The following is a 16,511-nucleotide window of genomic DNA, read 5'->3' as shown; positions in this document are numbered from 1 at the left end:
TTACCTCACTTCTTCTCCATCACGCATTGCAGCGGATGCTGATTCTGTCGGGCGAAATCCATGACCTGAGACACTTTGGTCTCGGCCACCTCGAATGTATAGACCCCGCACTCGCCCACTCCATGATTGTGAACATGAAGCATGATGCGTGTGGCGGCTTCGCGGTCCTTCTGGAAAAAACGCTCCAGCACGTGAACCACGAACTCCATCGGAGTGTAGTCGTCGTTGAGGATGAGGACCCGATAAAGGCTGGGCTTCTTGGTCTTGGTTTTGGTGCGCGTGATGACGGCCGTACCGCGGCCGGCCTCATTGCCGTCGCCGCTGCCGTTTTGCATCCGCGCCACTTGTCTCGTGGCAGTCAAACCGATCGTCACGTAATCCTGCCTCTTTCGAATCCCCATGCGAGTTCGACATGTAGGTGTTCGATGGACGATTTTAAGCCCTTCTGGTTAGCTGACAATATGGCTAGGTGACCAACTTGGCTGTTTTTCGCAATCGTGAAGGCCCACGTCTCCCCAGAGCGGAAATCGACATGAAAAAACCCGGCCGCGCTGCCGCGACCGGGTCCTGTCCCGGGCCCAAAGGGCCGGATCTGAAACTGTCGAGCGAAATTACTTCGCCTTGGCAACGATCGATTCGAACGGCTTGTAGGCTTCCTTGGCGAGTTCGGCATAGAGGTCGCCAATCTTGGTGGCCTCGGCGACGAACGCCTCGTAGGACTGCTTGGCATAGTCTGTCTGGATCTCGATCGCCTTGTCCAGCGACTTGGCCGAGAACAGCTTCTCGACAGCGGCGCTGCCCGCTTCGAAGCTCTTCTTGGTGTACTCGCCGGCCTCGGTGGCGATTGCCTGGGCGCCCTTGGACAGCGAAGCGAAGCTCTTCAATCCGGTGTCGGCGAATTCCTTGCCGTATTTGCTGAAGTCCTCATAGGTCTGGGTCATTTCACGATTCCCTTGACGGTTGAGGCGTCCTTCTTCGGGGCGCCTTTGTGCAATGCACCTCAATATATTGTGCGCCGCACAAAAGTCAATATTCGCCGCGGCGCGGAGCCCGCCTGCGCAGGCAATGGCTAAAAATCAAATAAAGTGAGTTTCAAGCACGAAGAAAATGGTGAACGCGGCGGTTACCATAAACGGATTGGTAACGCTGCCCGTCTAGCGTGGCTGGAAGTGAGGCAGGACCCTTTGCCGCCTCCAACGCAACGAAGAATCCAAGGGTAATATCAGTGCGTCAGGCGTTGTTGGGCATCGTTTCCAAATCCACTTCCCCCCTCAAAGCGATCATGGTCTTCGCCCTGGCGGTGACGTTCGTTTGTGCCGACGTGGCCTCGTCGCTGGCAGCACGGCCAGCGGCCATTGTCGTGGATGCCAAGACCGGCAAGGTGCTGTATTCCGCGGATGCCAACGGCAGGCGCTATCCGGCGTCGCTGACCAAGATGATGACGCTTTATCTGACCTTCGAAGCGATGGCGAAGGGCAAGATCAACAGGAATTCGCAGGTCGTGTTTTCGGCCCATGCCTCTGCCGAAGCGCCGACTAAACTTGGGGTGAAGCCGGGCGGTTCGGTCACGGTCGAGACCGCGATCCTGTCGATCGTCACCAAGTCGGCGAACGACTCGGCCACCGCGCTCGGTGAAATGCTCGGCGGCGATGAACCCACTTTTGCGCGCATGATGACCGCCAAGGCGCGGCAGCTCGGCATGAACGGCACCGTCTTCCGCAACGCCAACGGCCTGCCCGACCCCGGCCAGTTCACCACGGCGCGCGACATGGCGACGCTCGGCATCGCCCTGCGGGAGCATTTCCCGCAGTACTATGGCTATTTCTCTCAGCGCTCCTTTCTCTACGGCCGTCAGCGCATCAACGGTCACAACCGTCTGCTTGGACGCATCAAGGGCGTCGACGGCATCAAGACCGGTTACACCCGCGCTTCCGGTTTCAACCTCGTCTCGTCGGTCAACGACGGCAACCGCCGCCTCGTCGCGGTTGTCATGGGCGGCACGTCGGGCGGCAGCCGCGACAACCAGATGGCAAGCCTGATCAACACCTACATGCCGAGGGCCTCGACGCGCGGTGGCGGCGATCTGGTTGCCAAGGCCGACAGCAGCAACCCGATCAAGGCCCTTGCCAAGGTTATCCTGCCCAAACACGACGCCCCGACCCCGGACGACAAGCCGGTGGCGGTGGCCAGCGCCGACGATACAGCCGTTACCGAAGACGCGACTGTCGCCGAGGATGACACCGCCGACAGCGATGCCCAGGCCGAAACACCCAAACTGGTCGCCCCGGCAAAGAAGGTGAAGACGGTCATCGTCGCCGCGCCGAAGGTCGCCACCGCCCAGGTCGTCGCCGCCTATGCCGAGCCGACGCCGCCGGCCGTCGATCCGGTCAATACCGCTTCGGTGCCGTCGGGTTGGGCCATACAGGTCGCGTCGTCGCCGAAGCAGTCGGAAGCCCAGGCCTTCCTCGACAGGACCACAAAGCAGGCGCCCAAAATTCTGGCGGACGCGTCGGGCTTCACCGTCGCCTTCGACAAGGATGGCGAGACGTACTACCGCGCCCGCTTTGGCGGTTTCGGTTCGAAGGATGCCGCCTGGAAAGCCTGTACCGCTTTGAAGAAGAAAAAAATCGCCTGCTACGCCGTCCAGCAATAGGACAGCGTGGAAGATATCTCCCGGAAATTTTTTGCGTCGAAGGAGACTAGTTGTGATTGGAGAGCAAGACGTCCTTGGCTTCGTTGATTCGCGCCGCCAGGAAAGACGTGCCGCCGATATCGGGGTGCAGGCGCTGCATCAGGCGGCGGTGCGCCTTGCGGACATCCGCCGCGGCGGCCCCCGCTTCAAGACCAAGGACCTTGTAGGCCTCCTCCTTAGTCATGGCGCCCGGACCTGGCGCAACACCCAGCCCTTCGCCACCGTTCGTCTCAGTGTTTTTGCGCCAGACGGGAAATCTGCCGTCAAGATACGTCTCTAGCAGCTGGCGGCTCTCCGCGTCGCCGGAGAGCTCACGGTAGAGATGCTGCAGCTCGCCAAGACCCATCGCGCCAAGCATCTTGCCGTCGTGGCGGCCAGCCAGAACCAGCCCTTCGAGGCCGCCCGTATTGTGATCCAGCTCCATCTCGAGCGCTGCCGTTCGCACCGTCGAGCGTTTTCCTGGCTCCGGCCTGACGTCAGGCCGGTTCGCACGCGTGGCGAAATACCAGCCGATTGCCGCGAACAGAATGACGCCGCCGATTCCGCTTCGGCCAACCAGAAGCACCGCGCCTCCCACCAGCGCCAGCAGGATCGGTCCCATTGTTCTGGTCCCGCTTGCCAGCCGGGCCGGATCGGCCCGAAGGAAGGCCGATGCTACCCCGAGCATCACCAGCAGCAATGCGACCAGACCGATAATTGCGCCTAACATTTCCCACCGCCCCGCAGGTTCCCTGCCCGCCTGGACAGCCACCTGACGTCATCCAGCACTTTTTCTGCGCCGGAATGATGGCCTGCATCGAGACAGGGAGAGGACCGCCCTGCGGGATGGCCCCCCAACTCCGTGGCCCTTGCCGAATTCGACGGCTGTTCATTGCGCATGAGTTCAAGATGTGGCGTTGTCGAGCCGCTTGCAAGTCCAGCAAGAGGCAAGAGTGAGGGCCAGAAAAGCCCGCGCAGGCGGCAGGCAATACCGCCGCGCTATGGCTTATAGCAAACCCAGATCGGCAAGCTCGCGCCTGAGTTTCGGTGGCATCTCGACCAACCCCGCCTTGCCCTTGCCGAGGTCGAGCGGCGCATCCGATGGTTTCAGGTAGCGCCAGCCCTGGAAAGCCCGGCGCGGCTGCCAATCGGTGCGCACGACGTGCGGATCGAGCATCAGATGGCAACGGCCAATGCCCTCGTCATCGGTGAAGGGCCGGATCTCGGTGATGAGCTGGCGGCATTGCACGTTGCCCTTGATCACCCAGTAGAGCGAGCCGCCATCGGTAATCTCGGCGCCGCGCGTCGGCACCATGCGCGTCGTGTGCCAATGTTCGGCCGGTTCAGCGGCCCGCCGCCGTTCGTCGAGACGGAACTCGATCCATTCCTCGAGGTCCTCGACGCTGTCGCAGCCGACGCACAGTTTTAGGAGATTGAGAGCCATTCGTTAAGGTTAGTCGTGAGCGCCGAGACGTCAACGGCCTGACGGACTTCTCCACAGTGCCAGTTCGGTCCAGCCCCTCAGCACTCCACGACATTGACGGCGAGCCCGCCAAGGCTGGTTTCCTTGTACTTCTCGTTCATGTCGAGGCCGGTCTGGCGCATGGTCTCGATCGCCGCGTCGAGCGGCACGAAGTGGACGCCGTCACCCTTGATCGCCAGGGACGCCGCCGTCACCGCCTTGACCGCGCCGAGTGCATTGCGCTCGATGCACGGAACTTGCACCAGCCCGCCGACCGGATCGCAGGTCATGCCGAGATGGTGTTCGAGCGCGATCTCGGCTGCATTCTCGACCTGCATGGGTGTGCCGCCCATGACGGCACAGAGGCCGGCCGCGGCCATCGCCGAGGCGGACCCGACCTCGCCCTGGCAGCCGACCTCGGCGCCCGAGATCGAGGCATTGCTCTTGATGATGCCGCCGACGGCCGCCGCCGTCAGCAGGAAGTCGCGGATGCTCGGCTGGTCGGCCTCGGGATGAAAATGCAGCCAGTAGCGCAGCACTGCCGGCAGCGTGCCGGCCGCCCCGTTGGTCGGCGCGGTGACGACGCGGCCCCCAGCGGCATTCTCCTCGTTGACGGCCATCGCGTAGATTGACAGCCAGTCATTGGCGAGCAGCGGATTGGGCCGGTTTTGTTGCCACTGTTCCTGCAGCTTGTCGTGGAGCTGCCGGGCACGGCGCCGCACCTTCAGCCCGCCCGGCATGATGCCGTCCTGCGACAGGCCACGGTCGATGCAGCCCTTCATCGCACCCCAGATGGCGTCGAGGCCGGCGTCGAGCTCTTCGCGCGACATCTGCGTTTCCTCGTTGATGCGCTTCATCTCGGCAATGGAAAGACCACTCTTGCCCGCCATCTTCAGCATCTCGACGGCGTTCTTGAAGGGATAAGGCACTTTCTTGCCTTCTGATGTCACGGACCCCTTGGCCTTCATCCGCTGCAGTTCTTCTTCCGAAACCACGAAGCCGCCGCCGATCGAATAGTAGATGCGCTTGAGCAGCAGACGGCCACCGGCATCGTAGGCATAGAACGCCATGCCGTTGGCATGGCCGGTGAGAGGCGTCTTGCGGTCGAGCACCAGATCGGTGGCTGGGTCGAACCGATAAGAGGGATGACCGGGAGGCGTAATGCGCTTCTCGGCAGCGATGCGGCTGGCAATTCCGTCAGCCTGGTCGGGATCGACGGTCTGCGGCGTCAGGCCGGCAAGGCCGAGCACGACAGCACGATCGCTGCCATGGCCGATGCCGGTATAGGCGAGTGAACCGTGCAGGCTGGCGCCAACGCGATCCACGCCCACACCAGCGGGTCGCGGCCAGTCACCATTCAGGATTTCGTCCAGGAAACGCGAGGCAGCCGTCATCGGCCCCATCGTGTGCGAGCTCGAAGGACCGATGCCGATCTTGAACAGGTCGAAAACCGAAAGGAACACGTTGTCTCCTGGAGTCGCGTCGAGGACTACATATAGGAATTGCCAGGATGTTTCCGCTCTTTTGAAATTCGCGGCGCTGCGCCTGCCGACCTTGTTTGCTCCGGCAGCGACATTGTGTCGTCGATCGCAATGTCAGTCATCGAAGCGACCGCGCCGGATGTGATAAATTCGGCTTATGGGCGATTCCCTCGATCTTTCGACAGCCGATTTAGCGGCGCTGGGCCTTTTCCTCCTCGCCTGGGTGCTGCATACGCTCGCTTCCGACGGCCGGTTGGTCAGCCGCATGTCGTTGACGATGGCCATGAATGCGCAGCGCGAGGCCTGGATGCGCACCATGGCCGAGCGCGAAATCCGCATCGTCGACACCGCCATCATGAGCGGCCTGCAGCAGGGAACTGCCTTCTTCGCCTCCAGTTCGCTGATCGCGCTTGGCGGCTGCTTTGCCTTGCTCGGTGCGTCCGACCGGGTGCTCGAGGTGCTGAGCAACCTGCCACTCGGCGGCGCGCCGTCGCGCTCGGCCTTCCAGATCAAGGTGCTGGGACTGGTTCTGATCCTGGCCTTTTCCTTCTTCAAATTCGGCTGGGCCTACCGGCTGTTCAACTATTGCTCGATCCTGATCGGCGCCGTGCCGATCCCGCATGGCGAAGCCTCACGCAATGCCGTCACGCAAACGGCTGTATGGCGTGCCACGCAGATGAACATGCTGGCCGGCAAGCATTTCAACTCGGGCCTGCGCGGCGTGTTCTTCTCGATTGGCTATCTCGGCTGGTTCGTCGATCCGATGGTGTTCGTGGCGTCGACGCTTCTGCTGCTGGCCGTGCTGGTGCGGCGTCAGTTCTTCTCGGCGGCGCGGCGCGCCGTTATCGGTCAGCCGCCCGGTGCTGGGAAAGGCTGATCGATGCGGCCGGAAAGCCAATAGGCGAAAAGCCCGATCCATTCGCGAACCGCCATGGTCGTATTCTCCAGGGAATCGGCCGGATTGTCGCGAAACAGGCCGACGCCTTCCTTGCCAGACGTGCGATAGTCGACCGGCCACGGGACGGTTGGAAAACCCGCTCTGTCGAACAGCGCCTTGGCCCGGGGCATATGGAAGGCGGAGGTCACGAGCAGCCAGGTCTCGCCCGGTTTCGGTTTGACAAGTTCATGGCTGAAGACCGCATTTTCATAGGTATTGCGGGACTTGTCCTCGAGGATAAGACGATCGGCCGATACACCCAGCGGCACGAGCAGGCGGGGCGCGGTGTCGGCATCGCCCTCGCCGTCCAGCAACAGTGAGCCATTCCCTCCGGAAACCACCACCTTCGCCTGCGGGAAGCGCCGGGCAAGGATTGCGGTCTCGACCATGCGATCGCCGCCGCTGCTCAATTCATAGCCGCCGCGTACAAGATTGATCCCGCCCTCGAAGCCGCCGCCGAGAACGACTATGCCGTCGACCTTTTGCGGCAGCGGCGGCCGTGGAAAGCGCTCTTCGAGCGGATTGAGCATCATCGCGCCGAGCGACGTCCAGGCCGAGAGCGCAAGGATCAGAAACGCCAGAACACTGCCGGTGACGGCCATCCGCCGCCTGCCGATCATGCCGGCGATCAGCCCCGCCAGAAGCAGGAAGATCGTGAGGTTGAGCGGCTGGATGAAAAACCAGAAGATCTTGGAAAGATAGTAGAACATCGCTCACCCCGCCGCGCGCGTGTGGCCGCGCACAGCACGCTGTAGCAATTGATTTCGCCCATGATCCTTCCCGAAAGCCGATTCCGGTTCTCGCGACCCATGCGCTAGACGAGCGATGCCCTTACCACCACTTTTCCGGCTGAAATGTGCCGGCCGCCTGTTCGATGACGGCAGCGGTCTGAAACAGCGTTTCTTCCTCGAAAGGCCTGCCGATCAGCTGCAAGCCAAGCGGTAGCCCTTTGGGGTCGAGCCCCGCGGGCACGGCGATGCCCGGCAGGCCGGCCATGTTCACAGTGACGGTGAAAATGTCGTTGAGATACATCTTGACCGGGTCGGCGGCCATGTCCTCGTCGGCGATGCCGAAGGCGGCGGATGGCGTCGCCGGCGTCAGGATGACGTCGACGCCGGCGGCGAAGACATTCTCGAAGTCGCGCTTGATCAGGTTGCGCACCTTCTGCGCCTGCAGATAGTAGGCGTCGTAATAGCCGGCCGACAGCACGTAAGTGCCGATCATGATGCGGCGCTTGACCTCGCGGCCGAAGCCGGCGGCGCGGGTCTTCTCATACATGTCGACGATGTCCTTGCCGGGCACGCGCAGGCCGTAGCGGACGCCGTCATAGCGCGCCAGGTTGGACGAAGCTTCGGCGGGCGCTACGATGTAGTAGGCAGGCAACGCGTATTTGGTGTGCGGCAGGGAAATGTCGACTATCTCGGCGCCGGCATCCCTGAGCCAGGCAATGCCCTTCTGCCACAGGGCTTCGATCTCCTCGGGCATGCCGTCGACGCGGTATTCCCTGGGAATGCCGACCTTCATGCCCTTGATCGGCTTGCCGATCGCCGCCTCATAGTCCGGCACCGGCCGATCGACCGAGGTCGTGTCCTTCGGGTCGACGGAGGCCATGGACTTCAGCAGGATCGCGGCATCGCGCACGTCGCGCGCGATCGGTCCAGCCTGGTCGAGTGACGAGGCGAAGGCGACGATGCCCCACCGTGAGCAGCGGCCATAGGTGGGCTTGATGCCGACCGTGCCGGTGAAGGCGGCCGGTTGGCGGATCGAACCGCCGGTATCCGTGGCAGTCGCGCCGGCGCATAGGAAGGCCGAGACGGCGGTGGCCGAGCCGCCGGAAGAACCGCCCGGCACCAGTTGCGCATTGTCCAGGCTGCGCTGGGTTCTCGTGCCGCCGGCCGAGACGAAGCCACCATCGCCCTGATGCGTCGTCGGCATCACCACCGTATCGAGGCGCGAACGTCGCCAGGGATTGATGACCGGTCCATAATAGGAGGTCTCGTTCGACGAGCCCATGGCGAACTCGTCCATGTTGAGCTTGCCGAGCATGACGGCGCCGTCGGCCCACAGATTTGATGTGACGGTCGATTCATAGCGCGGCTTGAAGCCGTCGAGCACATGGCTGCAGGCCTGGGTATGAACACCCTCGGTGCCGAACAGGTCCTTGATCCCCAGCGGAATGCCTTCCAGTGTCCCGCCCTCACCCTTGACGAGCCTGGCATCCGACGCCTTGGCCATATCTAGCGCCTTGTCGCCGGTCACCGCGACATAGGCATTGAGCGCCGGATTGGCGCGGTCGATCGCCGAGAGATAGGCCTCTGTTATCTCGGTCGCGGTGATTTCCTTGCCGCGCAGCTTGGCGCGGGCCTGCGAAATCGTCAGTCGGGTCAGGTCGCTCATCAAAGGCTCTTTTCGTAAAACACCGACCACTCGGAATCGGGATAATCCAGCACCGGGCCGCAGCGCGAAAATCCGGCACGTTCGTAGACGGCCCAGGCGGCTGGATGACGATCGCCCGTCTCCAGCACCAGCCGCTTCAGTCCTTCCTGCCTCGCGAGCGCCTCGACCCGCTCGACGATCCTGGCGCCGATTCTCTGGCCGCGATGCGAAGGCCGCGTATACATGCGCTTGACCTCGCCGATCCCGGCGCCGTGACGCTTGAGCGCCCCGCAACCGATGGCAAGGCCATTGTCACGGGCAATGAAAACCGTCGTGTCCTGGCCCGCCATCTGTTCCACCGTCAGGTGATAACAATGCTCCGGCGGCGTCAGTTCAAGCAAGGTCTCGTTGAGTTCGGTGACCAGGCCGCGCACGTCGTCCTGTAGCGGTGTCTCGATGGCGATCTCGATTGCCATCGGGGCCTTACTCCACGACCTTCGGCACGAGGAAGAAATTCTCTTCGGTCGCCGGTGCGTTGGCGACGATGTCGGCCGCCTTGTTGCCGTCGGTGACGACGTCCTGACGCTTCTTCATCTCCATCGGCGTGACCGAGGTCATCGGCTCGACGCCTGATACATCGACCTCGTTCAGCTGCTCGACAAAGCCCAGTATGGCGTTCAGCTCGCCGGTCATGCGCTCTGCATCGTCTTCGCTGACCGCAATGCGGGCGAGACGCGCCACGCGCTTCACTGTCTTGACATCAACGGACATACATTTTGCCTCGGGGAAAACCAGTCCGCGCTATAGCGGCGCGGCGCGCACTGCGCAACATGCATCGTGCCAAGGCATCACGCCAGACTGCCGTGCCGGCCCGGTTCTTGGGACGGCGCAACAGGGCGGACAACTCGAACAATCGCTTCCTTGACGAACACTGCCGCATGGGTCCACGCGCGGCGAAGGCTCGCAATTCCGCATTGGAACAGCCGGGCTCAAGCGGTCGACATGCCAGATAGGGATCCTAGTGCCGGAATGGCCATGATTGGATTGGCTCGAACAACTTTCGCAGGAGAGATTGCAGCGATCCGCGACGTGCGGTTCCAGCTTTGGGAACACCAGCCAGATCGCCCCAACCCCACGGATTTGCTCCGCTTTGGTTGTTTCTAGATCGTAATCGCTTTGCCGATGTCGGGCAATGCGACCTTGACCCCGGACCCTTCCAGGCCGGCCTCGAACTTCTCGGGCGTCGGATCGATCATCGGAAACGTACCGAAATGACAAGGGACGACCGTGTCGAACTTGAAGAAGCGGCGGCAGGCAAGGGCCGCCACCGCACCGCCCATGGTGAAGCGGTCACCGATCGGCACGATGCCGATCTTCGGCTCATGCAGTTCGTTGATCAGCGCCATGTCGGAGAAGATATCGGTATCGCCCATGTGGTAGAGCGTCTTGTCTTCCGGGAAATGCAGAACCAGCCCGCCCGGATTGCCGAGATAGACGTTCCTGCCGCCGTCTTCGCCAAAAGAGGACGAGTGGAGCGCCTGGACGAAGGTGGTGGTGAAGCCGCCGCAATCGACCGTGCCGCCGATATTGCCGGGATTGATCTTGCCGCCGTCGACGCCCTTGCCGACCAGATACATGCAGACCTCGAAATTGGCGACCAGCTGCGCGCCGCTCTTGCCGAGCACTTCCAGCGCACCGCTGATATGGTCGCTGTGTCCGTGCGTCAGCAAGACATGCGTTATCCCCTCCGCCGGCCCTTCCCAGCCGCCTGTCCAGGACGGATTGCCGATCAGATAGGGGTCGATGAGGATCTTGGCGTCGCCGGTTTCGATACGGAAGGCCGAATGGCCGTACCAGGTCAGTTCCATGAATGCATTCCTCGATTTTTGCCGGGTCAAAGGATAGAACGCCGATGGCCCGGAGATCAAAGGGTATAGTGTCCGCCGCGCCTCCGGAAGGATGGGCGCTGCTTAAAAAGACAAGGGAAAACTGTTGGCTATCATCACGATTGAGCAATTGCCGGCACGGCTCGCCGATGGCAGGACGCTGGCGGGGCTCGATCTCGGCGACAAGACCATCGGCGTCGCGGTTTCCGATCGGGGCTTCTCCTTCGCCCATCCACGCCCGGTCATCATGCGAAGGAAATTCTCGCTCGATGCCGCCGTGCTTCTGGCGTTGCTCAAGAAGGAGAACGCCGGCGCGGTGGTAATCGGGCTGCCGATCAACATGGATGGATCGGAGGGGCCGCGTGCGCAGAAATCACGCGCCTTCGTGCGCAACATGGCGCAATTGAGCGACCTGCCCTTCGTATTCTGGGATGAGCGGCTCTCGACGGTCGCGGCCGAGAGGACGCTGATCGAAATGGACTTTTCGCGCGCCAAACGTGCCGGCAAGATCGATTCGGCGGCGGCCGCCTTTATTCTGCAGGGAGTTTTGGACCGGCTTCAGTCGCTCGATGCAGCCGATCGAACGGAACCTGGACCGCCCAACGCCGACTGATCCAGCCGGCGATTTCGCGACGGCGGCGGAAAGCCCAGAGGGCCAGCAACAGAAACCCGTCGAAGATGCACGTCTTGGCTACCATTCCGGGGATGATCGAAGGGTCGATGCCCAGCATCTGACCGTAGAGCTGGAAGAAGAAGTCATGCGTCCGCCGGCTGAGCATGACGTAGCCGAAATTGAGGTCGTTGGCCGACAGATAGAACCAGCCCCAGAAAATCGCCATCGGGGCCGCCCACATTCCGAAGATATAACGCATCAGCGACCTCCCTTCCCTTTCGGGCTGGCCCGGCCCGATATCAGGGAGAGCAGCGAATTGTGAGCCGCTGCCTTCGCCATTGTGTGCGCCGTAGCCCGGAAATCGAGGTCATCCGACGCCTCCGCCGAGCGGCGCTCGGCGAGCATCGCGACATAGGAGGCCAGAAGTGCGGCCAGTTGCACCGCGACGACCATGAAAAGCCCGTTGATGCCCTGCGCGGCGCCACCGATCAGGATCATCGACAACACACCGGAAGCCGAAATGAAGGCGATACGAACGACGCTGTCGGCGCCCGGGCTGGTCGCATCGCTGATCAGGGAATCGACAAAGGCCCAGAAGAACAGCACCGAGACGACCAGCAAGGCGGTCGCCAGCGGCGCGACCACGACGAGATTTTCGAGATTGACGAAGCGGGCGCTCTCGACGGTCACACCGAGTACGCCGAGGGCTGCCGCCACACCGCGATCACCGTCGATGCAGATCAGCGCCAGCAGGGCAAAAACAATTGCCCAGTGCACGGACAGAAAGGAGGTCATTACGTGTCGCATCGTGGTTCCTGCTTCGGCAGCGATGACAGTGGGCTTTGCCGCCCGCCGCCGCAATGGAAACCATTTGTTAAGGTTAACGGCGATCCACAGGGCATTCCCCTTCGGATGTGTTCAGCCGATCGAAGCCCCAGCGGCTTGCAGCACCCGGCTCAGTTCACCGGCGGATAGAGCGTGTCGATGATCATGCGCGCGTCGTGGCGCGAATCGAGCATGCCATAGGTGTTGCGCCACTGACCGGCCAGGCGCGTTTCGACGAAGGCATCGGCGATTCGCCCTGCCCCCAGCCGGCGCAGTTCCGCCGCGGCGGCCGACAGCGCCAGTTGCTCCGTCAGCAGGCGCGCCGAGCCCTCGTCGGTCGAAGCCACCTGCATCGCCGCCTTCAGCACACCGATCGTGCCGCGCCCGCCGGCGCCGAGGTCGCGGTCGATGCCGGCCAGCACCTCTTCGAACAGCCCAGGCGCGCGGCCAAGCACGCGCAGCACATCGAGAGCCATGACATTGCCCGACCCTTCCCAGATCGCATTGACAGGGGCTTCGCGGTAATAGCGGGCGAGCGGCGCCTCCTCGACATAGCCATTGCCGCCGAGGCATTCCATCGCCTCGTAAAGCAGCGGCGGTGCAATCTTGCACACCCAGTATTTGACGACCGGCGTCATGGCACGGGCAAACGCCGCCTCGCCGCGATCACCCGCCGCCTCGTCGAAGGAGCGCGCCAGCCTGAACGACAGCGCCGTGGCCGCGGCAACATCCAGCGCCATGTCGGCCAGCACGCGCTGCATCAGCGGCTGCTCGATCAAGGTCGAGCCGAAAACCTGGCGATGGCGAGCATGATGAACGGCTTCCGCCAGCCCCGCCCGCATGAGAGCCGAGGACGCCACCGCGCAGTCGAGCCGGGTCAGGGTCACCATGTCCATGATCGTCTTCACGCCGGCGCCGGGTTCGCCAACCATCTCGCCGATGGCATTGACGAATTCGACCTCGGAAGACGCATTGGAGCGATTGCCGAGCTTGTCCTTCAGCCGTTGGAAGCGGAAGCCGTTGCCCGATCCGTCGCCGAGAACGCGCGGCACGAGAAAGCACGACAGTCCCTCCGGCGCCTGCGCCAGCACCAGGAAGGCATCCGACATAGGCGCCGACATGAACCATTTGTGCCCGGTCAGGCGATAAAAACCGCTGCCGGCGCGTTCAGCCCTCGTCACATTGGCGCGCACATCGGTGCCGCCCTGCTTCTCCGTCATGCCCATGCCGAGCGTCAGTCCGGTCTTCTCCACCGGCGGCTTCTGGCTCTGGTCATATTTGCGCGTGGTCACGCGCGGCGCCCATTCGCGAAACAGCTTTGGGCTGGCCATCAATGCCGCCAGCGAAGCGCTGGTCATGGTGATGGGACAAAGGTGCCCGGTCTCGAGTTCGGCGGTCAGATAAAAACGGGCAGCGCGCACCTGATGGCGGCGGCCGATCTCGGCGTCACCATTTTCCCAGACCGACGAATGCAGCCCATTGGCCACCGAACGGCGCATCAAGGCGTGGTAAGCGGGATGGAATTCGACAAGGTCTATGCGCCGTCCCTGGCGATCATGCGTCCTCAGTTTCGGCATCTCGACATTGGCGAGACGCGCAAGTTCCTGCGCCTCCTGCGTCAGCACGAAACGGCCGAGCCCGTCTAGTTCCTTGCGCACCGGATCGGAAAAGCGCTCGGCAAGCTGGATCAGCAACGGATCGCCCCGCCAGGCGTTGCCGCCCGTCAACGGCGGCGGCTGGTTCGTTACGTCGTCAGTCACGCCCAATCCTTTTATCGGTAGACCTTTTGTCGGTAGAAAGGTCTTATCGTGCGAAAGCCTCGAATCCGAGGCCCTCGGCTAGATATAGCCAAGCGTTGCCGCGCGCGCGACGAAAATACCGGCCGATCTAATCGGCCATCTCTACAAAAAAATGAGGAGAACGGCGCCAAACGAAAGCTGGTGCTTGCGGGCGCAAAATCCGCACCCTATAGCAGCCACTTGAGATGACCGACGCTTCGTCCCTGCCACTCTATCCCCACCGCCATCTTCTGGGCATCAGCGATCTTTCGCCTGGTGACATCGAGCTTTTGCTGGACCGGGCGGACAGGGCGGTCGCGATCTCGCGGCAGTCCGAGAAAAAGACCTCGACGCTGCGCGGACGCACCCAGATCAATCTCTTCTACGAGGCCTCGACCCGGACGCAGTCGTCCTTCGAGCTTGCCGGAAAGCGGCTCGGCGCCGATGTCATGAACATGTCGGTGGCAAGCTCTTCGGTGAAGAAGGGCGAGACGCTCATCGACACGGCGATGACGCTGAACGCCATGCGGCCCGACATATTGATCATCCGCCACCAGTCGGCGGGTGCCGCCGCTCTTCTGGCGCAGAAAGTCGGCTGCTCCGTCGTCAATGCCGGTGACGGTGCGCATGAACACCCGACCCAGGCGTTGCTCGACGCGCTGACCATCCGCCGCGCCAAGGGGCCGCTGTCGAAGCTGATCGTGGCGATCTGCGGCGACATCCTGCATTCGCGCGTCGCGCGTTCCAACATCATGCTGCTCAACGCACTCGGCGCGCAGGTACGCGTGGTGGCACCCTCGACTCTGCTGCCCTCCGGCATCGAGAAAATGGGCGTCATCGTCACCCGATCGATGGCCGAAGGCCTCAAGGACGCCGACGTGGTGATGATGCTGCGCCTGCAGCGCGAGCGCATGGAAGGCGCCTTCGTGCCTTCGGTGCGCGAATATTTCCGCTATTTCGGCCTCGATGCCCAGAAGCTGAAGGCCGCCAAGGACGATGCGTTGGTGATGCATCCCGGCCCGATGAACCGCGGCGTCGAAATCGCCTCGGAAATCGCCGACGGCCCGCAAAGCGTCATCCAGGAACAGGTGGAGATGGGCGTCGCCGTGCGCATGGCGGTGATGGAAGCGCTGCTCGACCCCCGTCGCAATCAAGAAGGCCGCGGCGCATGAGCATAACGGTCTTTGAACGCGCCCGCATCGTCGACCCCTCGCGCGGCATCGATGAAGTCGGCTCTCTCATTGTCGATGGCAAGAAAATCCTTGCCGCGGGCAAGGCAGCGTTGAACCAGGGCGCGCCCGATGGCGCCATCATTACCGATTGCGCCGGCAAGGCGATCATTCCAGGCCTGATCGATGGTCGCGTTTTCATCGGCGAGCCAGGCGGCGAACATCGCGAAACCATCGCTTCGGCGAGTGTCGCGGCGGCGGCCGGCGGCGTCACCTCCGTCGTCATGATGCCCGATACCGACCCGGTGATCGACAATGTGGCGCTGGTCGAGTTCGTGCTGCGTACCGCCAAGGACACGGCGAGCGTCAACATCTTCCCGGCGGCGGCGATCACCAAAGGGCTCGATGGCCGCGAGATGACCGAATTCGGCCTGTTGCGCGAGGCCGGCGCCGTGGCTTTCACCGATGGCCGCCACACCATATCGAGCGCGCTGGTGATGCGCCGCGCGCTCACCTACGCCCGCGACTTCGGCGCCACCATCGTGCATGAGACGCAGGATGCCGACCTCGGCTCGTCAGGCGTCATGAATGAAGGCCTGTACGCCAGCTGGCTCGGCCTCTCCGGCATTCCGCGCGAGGCCGAATCGATCCCGCTGGAACGCGACCTGGCTTTGGCCCGGCTGACGCGCGGCTCCTACCATGCGGCAAAAATCTCGACGGCGATGGCGGCAAACGCCGTGACGCGCGCGAAAGCCGACGGTGCGGCGGTCACATCAGGCGTATCGATCCACAATCTGTCGCTCAACGAAAACGACGTCGGCGAATACCGCACCTTCTTCCGGCTGACACCGCCGTTACGCGCCGAGGAAGACCGGTTGGCGATGATCGAGGCGGTCAGGGACGGCACGGTCGACATCATCGTCTCCTCCCACGATCCTCAGGATGTCGACACCAAGCGCCTGCCCTTCGCCGACGCGGCCGCCGGTGCCATCGGGCTGGAGACGCTGCTCGGCGCGGCCTTGCGGCTCTACCACAATGGCGATGTGCAGTTGCTGCGGCTGATCGAAACGCTCTCCACCGCGCCGGCAAAACTGTTTGGACTGTCCGGTGGCACGCTGAAGCCCGGCGCCGTAGCCGACCTTGCGCTTGTCGATCTCGATGAACCATGGATCGTCAGCGAAAGCGGCATCCGCTCGCGCTCGAAGAACACCTGCTTCGAAGGTGCGCGCCTGCAAGGCAAGGTCTTGCAAACGCTGGTGGCGGGCCGCACAGTGTTCTCGGCATAGGCTAAGAACGGGCGCGCACCTGATCTC

General features: G+C 62.9%; 18 protein-coding genes. 5 read left to right on the top strand and 13 right to left on the bottom strand.

Going from position 1 to position 16,511, the window contains the following annotated elements:
- Window positions 1-5: 5 nt before the first annotated feature.
- Complete coding sequence (gene clpS, locus EB233_RS18940; protein ID WP_027051901.1) at window positions 6-335, bottom strand: ATP-dependent Clp protease adapter ClpS; 330 nt, start codon at window positions 333-335, stop codon at window positions 6-8.
- Between the two features lie 276 nt (window positions 336-611).
- On the bottom strand, window positions 612-941 hold the full coding sequence (locus tag EB233_RS18935) for a phasin family protein (protein WP_010909566.1): 330 nt from the start codon (window positions 939-941) through the stop codon (window positions 612-614).
- A gap of 284 nt (window positions 942-1,225) precedes the next feature.
- Between EB233_RS18935 and EB233_RS18930 the strand changes: the two genes are divergently transcribed.
- Window positions 1,226-2,653, top strand: coding sequence for a D-alanyl-D-alanine carboxypeptidase (locus EB233_RS18930; protein WP_027051902.1), 1,428 nt, complete (start codon window positions 1,226-1,228; stop codon window positions 2,651-2,653).
- Between the two features lie 46 nt (window positions 2,654-2,699).
- Here the strand turns inward: EB233_RS18930 and EB233_RS18925 are convergent, their stop codons facing one another.
- From EB233_RS18925 to EB233_RS18915, 3 genes are all read right to left on the bottom strand, one after another.
- Entirely contained in the window at window positions 2,700-3,401 is a 702-nt protein-coding gene (locus EB233_RS18925) for a DnaJ domain-containing protein (protein WP_064988612.1), read from the bottom strand.
- Window positions 3,402-3,677: 276 nt separating this feature from the next.
- A complete protein-coding gene (locus EB233_RS18920; RefSeq protein ID WP_064988611.1) occupies window positions 3,678-4,115 on the bottom strand; it encodes a DUF1489 family protein in 438 nt (145 codons plus the stop codon).
- A gap of 77 nt (window positions 4,116-4,192) precedes the next feature.
- The gene (locus EB233_RS18915) at window positions 4,193-5,596 is read right to left on the bottom strand and encodes an L-serine ammonia-lyase (protein WP_064988610.1); all 1,404 of its coding nucleotides are present in this window, start codon (window positions 5,594-5,596) and stop codon (window positions 4,193-4,195) included.
- A gap of 175 nt (window positions 5,597-5,771) precedes the next feature.
- Here EB233_RS18915 and EB233_RS18910 point away from each other — a divergent pair, with 175 nt between their 5' ends.
- Entirely contained in the window at window positions 5,772-6,491 is a 720-nt protein-coding gene (locus EB233_RS18910) for a DUF599 domain-containing protein (RefSeq protein WP_027051906.1), read from the top strand.
- Here the strand turns inward: EB233_RS18910 and EB233_RS18905 are convergent.
- The 5 genes from EB233_RS18905 to EB233_RS18885 all read right to left on the bottom strand — a co-directional run bounded on the left by EB233_RS18905 (window position 6,464) and on the right by EB233_RS18885 (window position 10,795).
- On the bottom strand, window positions 6,464-7,261 hold the full coding sequence (locus tag EB233_RS18905; protein WP_064988609.1) for a YdcF family protein: 798 nt from the start codon (window positions 7,259-7,261) through the stop codon (window positions 6,464-6,466). The genes EB233_RS18910 and EB233_RS18905 overlap by 28 nt on opposite strands.
- 121 nt (window positions 7,262-7,382) lie before the next feature.
- Window positions 7,383-8,948: an amidase gene (locus tag EB233_RS18900; RefSeq protein ID WP_064988608.1), complete on the bottom strand. Its 1,566-nt coding sequence runs from the start codon at window positions 8,946-8,948 to the stop codon at window positions 7,383-7,385.
- On the bottom strand, window positions 8,948-9,403 hold the full coding sequence (locus tag EB233_RS18895) for a GNAT family N-acetyltransferase (RefSeq protein WP_027051909.1): 456 nt from the start codon (window positions 9,401-9,403) through the stop codon (window positions 8,948-8,950). The genes EB233_RS18900 and EB233_RS18895 overlap by 1 nt, the downstream gene beginning before the upstream one ends.
- Before the next feature lie 7 nt (window positions 9,404-9,410).
- On the bottom strand, window positions 9,411-9,698 hold the full coding sequence (gene gatC / locus EB233_RS18890) for an Asp-tRNA(Asn)/Glu-tRNA(Gln) amidotransferase subunit GatC (protein ID WP_027051910.1): 288 nt from the start codon (window positions 9,696-9,698) through the stop codon (window positions 9,411-9,413).
- A 389-nt stretch (window positions 9,699-10,087) separates the two neighbouring features.
- Complete coding sequence (locus EB233_RS18885; RefSeq protein ID WP_064988607.1) at window positions 10,088-10,795, bottom strand: metal-dependent hydrolase; 708 nt, start codon at window positions 10,793-10,795, stop codon at window positions 10,088-10,090.
- A gap of 124 nt (window positions 10,796-10,919) precedes the next feature.
- Here EB233_RS18885 and ruvX point away from each other — a divergent pair, with 124 nt between their 5' ends.
- Window positions 10,920-11,426, top strand: coding sequence for a Holliday junction resolvase RuvX (gene ruvX / locus EB233_RS18880; RefSeq protein ID WP_064988606.1), 507 nt, complete (start codon window positions 10,920-10,922; stop codon window positions 11,424-11,426).
- Here the strand turns inward: ruvX and EB233_RS18875 are convergent.
- From EB233_RS18875 to EB233_RS18865, 3 genes are all read right to left on the bottom strand, one after another.
- Window positions 11,344-11,685: a DUF6105 family protein gene (locus EB233_RS18875; RefSeq protein WP_081293958.1), complete on the bottom strand. Its 342-nt coding sequence runs from the start codon at window positions 11,683-11,685 to the stop codon at window positions 11,344-11,346. The two genes, ruvX and EB233_RS18875, sit on opposite strands and share 83 nt — an antisense overlap.
- On the bottom strand, window positions 11,685-12,233 hold the full coding sequence (locus tag EB233_RS18870) for a hypothetical protein (RefSeq protein WP_064988604.1): 549 nt from the start codon (window positions 12,231-12,233) through the stop codon (window positions 11,685-11,687). Before EB233_RS18870 ends, EB233_RS18875 begins: the two co-directional genes overlap by 1 nt.
- Window positions 12,234-12,382: 149 nt before the next feature.
- On the bottom strand, window positions 12,383-14,011 hold the full coding sequence (locus EB233_RS18865) for a DNA alkylation response protein (RefSeq protein WP_064988844.1): 1,629 nt from the start codon (window positions 14,009-14,011) through the stop codon (window positions 12,383-12,385).
- A gap of 224 nt (window positions 14,012-14,235) precedes the next feature.
- On the opposite strand from EB233_RS18865, the gene EB233_RS18860 reads away from it, so the two are divergent.
- Together EB233_RS18860 and EB233_RS18855 are read left to right on the top strand one after the other, a co-directional pair.
- On the top strand, window positions 14,236-15,201 hold the full coding sequence (locus EB233_RS18860; RefSeq protein WP_064988603.1) for an aspartate carbamoyltransferase catalytic subunit: 966 nt from the start codon (window positions 14,236-14,238) through the stop codon (window positions 15,199-15,201).
- A complete protein-coding gene (locus EB233_RS18855) occupies window positions 15,198-16,484 on the top strand; it encodes a dihydroorotase (RefSeq protein ID WP_064988602.1) in 1,287 nt (428 codons plus the stop codon). Before EB233_RS18860 ends, EB233_RS18855 begins: the two co-directional genes overlap by 4 nt.
- Window positions 16,485-16,511 lie beyond the last annotated feature (27 nt).

The sequence above is a fragment of the Mesorhizobium erdmanii genome, from assembly GCF_013170725.1.
GTDB classification, from domain to species: Bacteria; Pseudomonadota; Alphaproteobacteria; order Rhizobiales; family Rhizobiaceae; genus Mesorhizobium; species Mesorhizobium erdmanii.
This window is presented reverse-complemented; position numbering and strand designations above follow the sequence as displayed.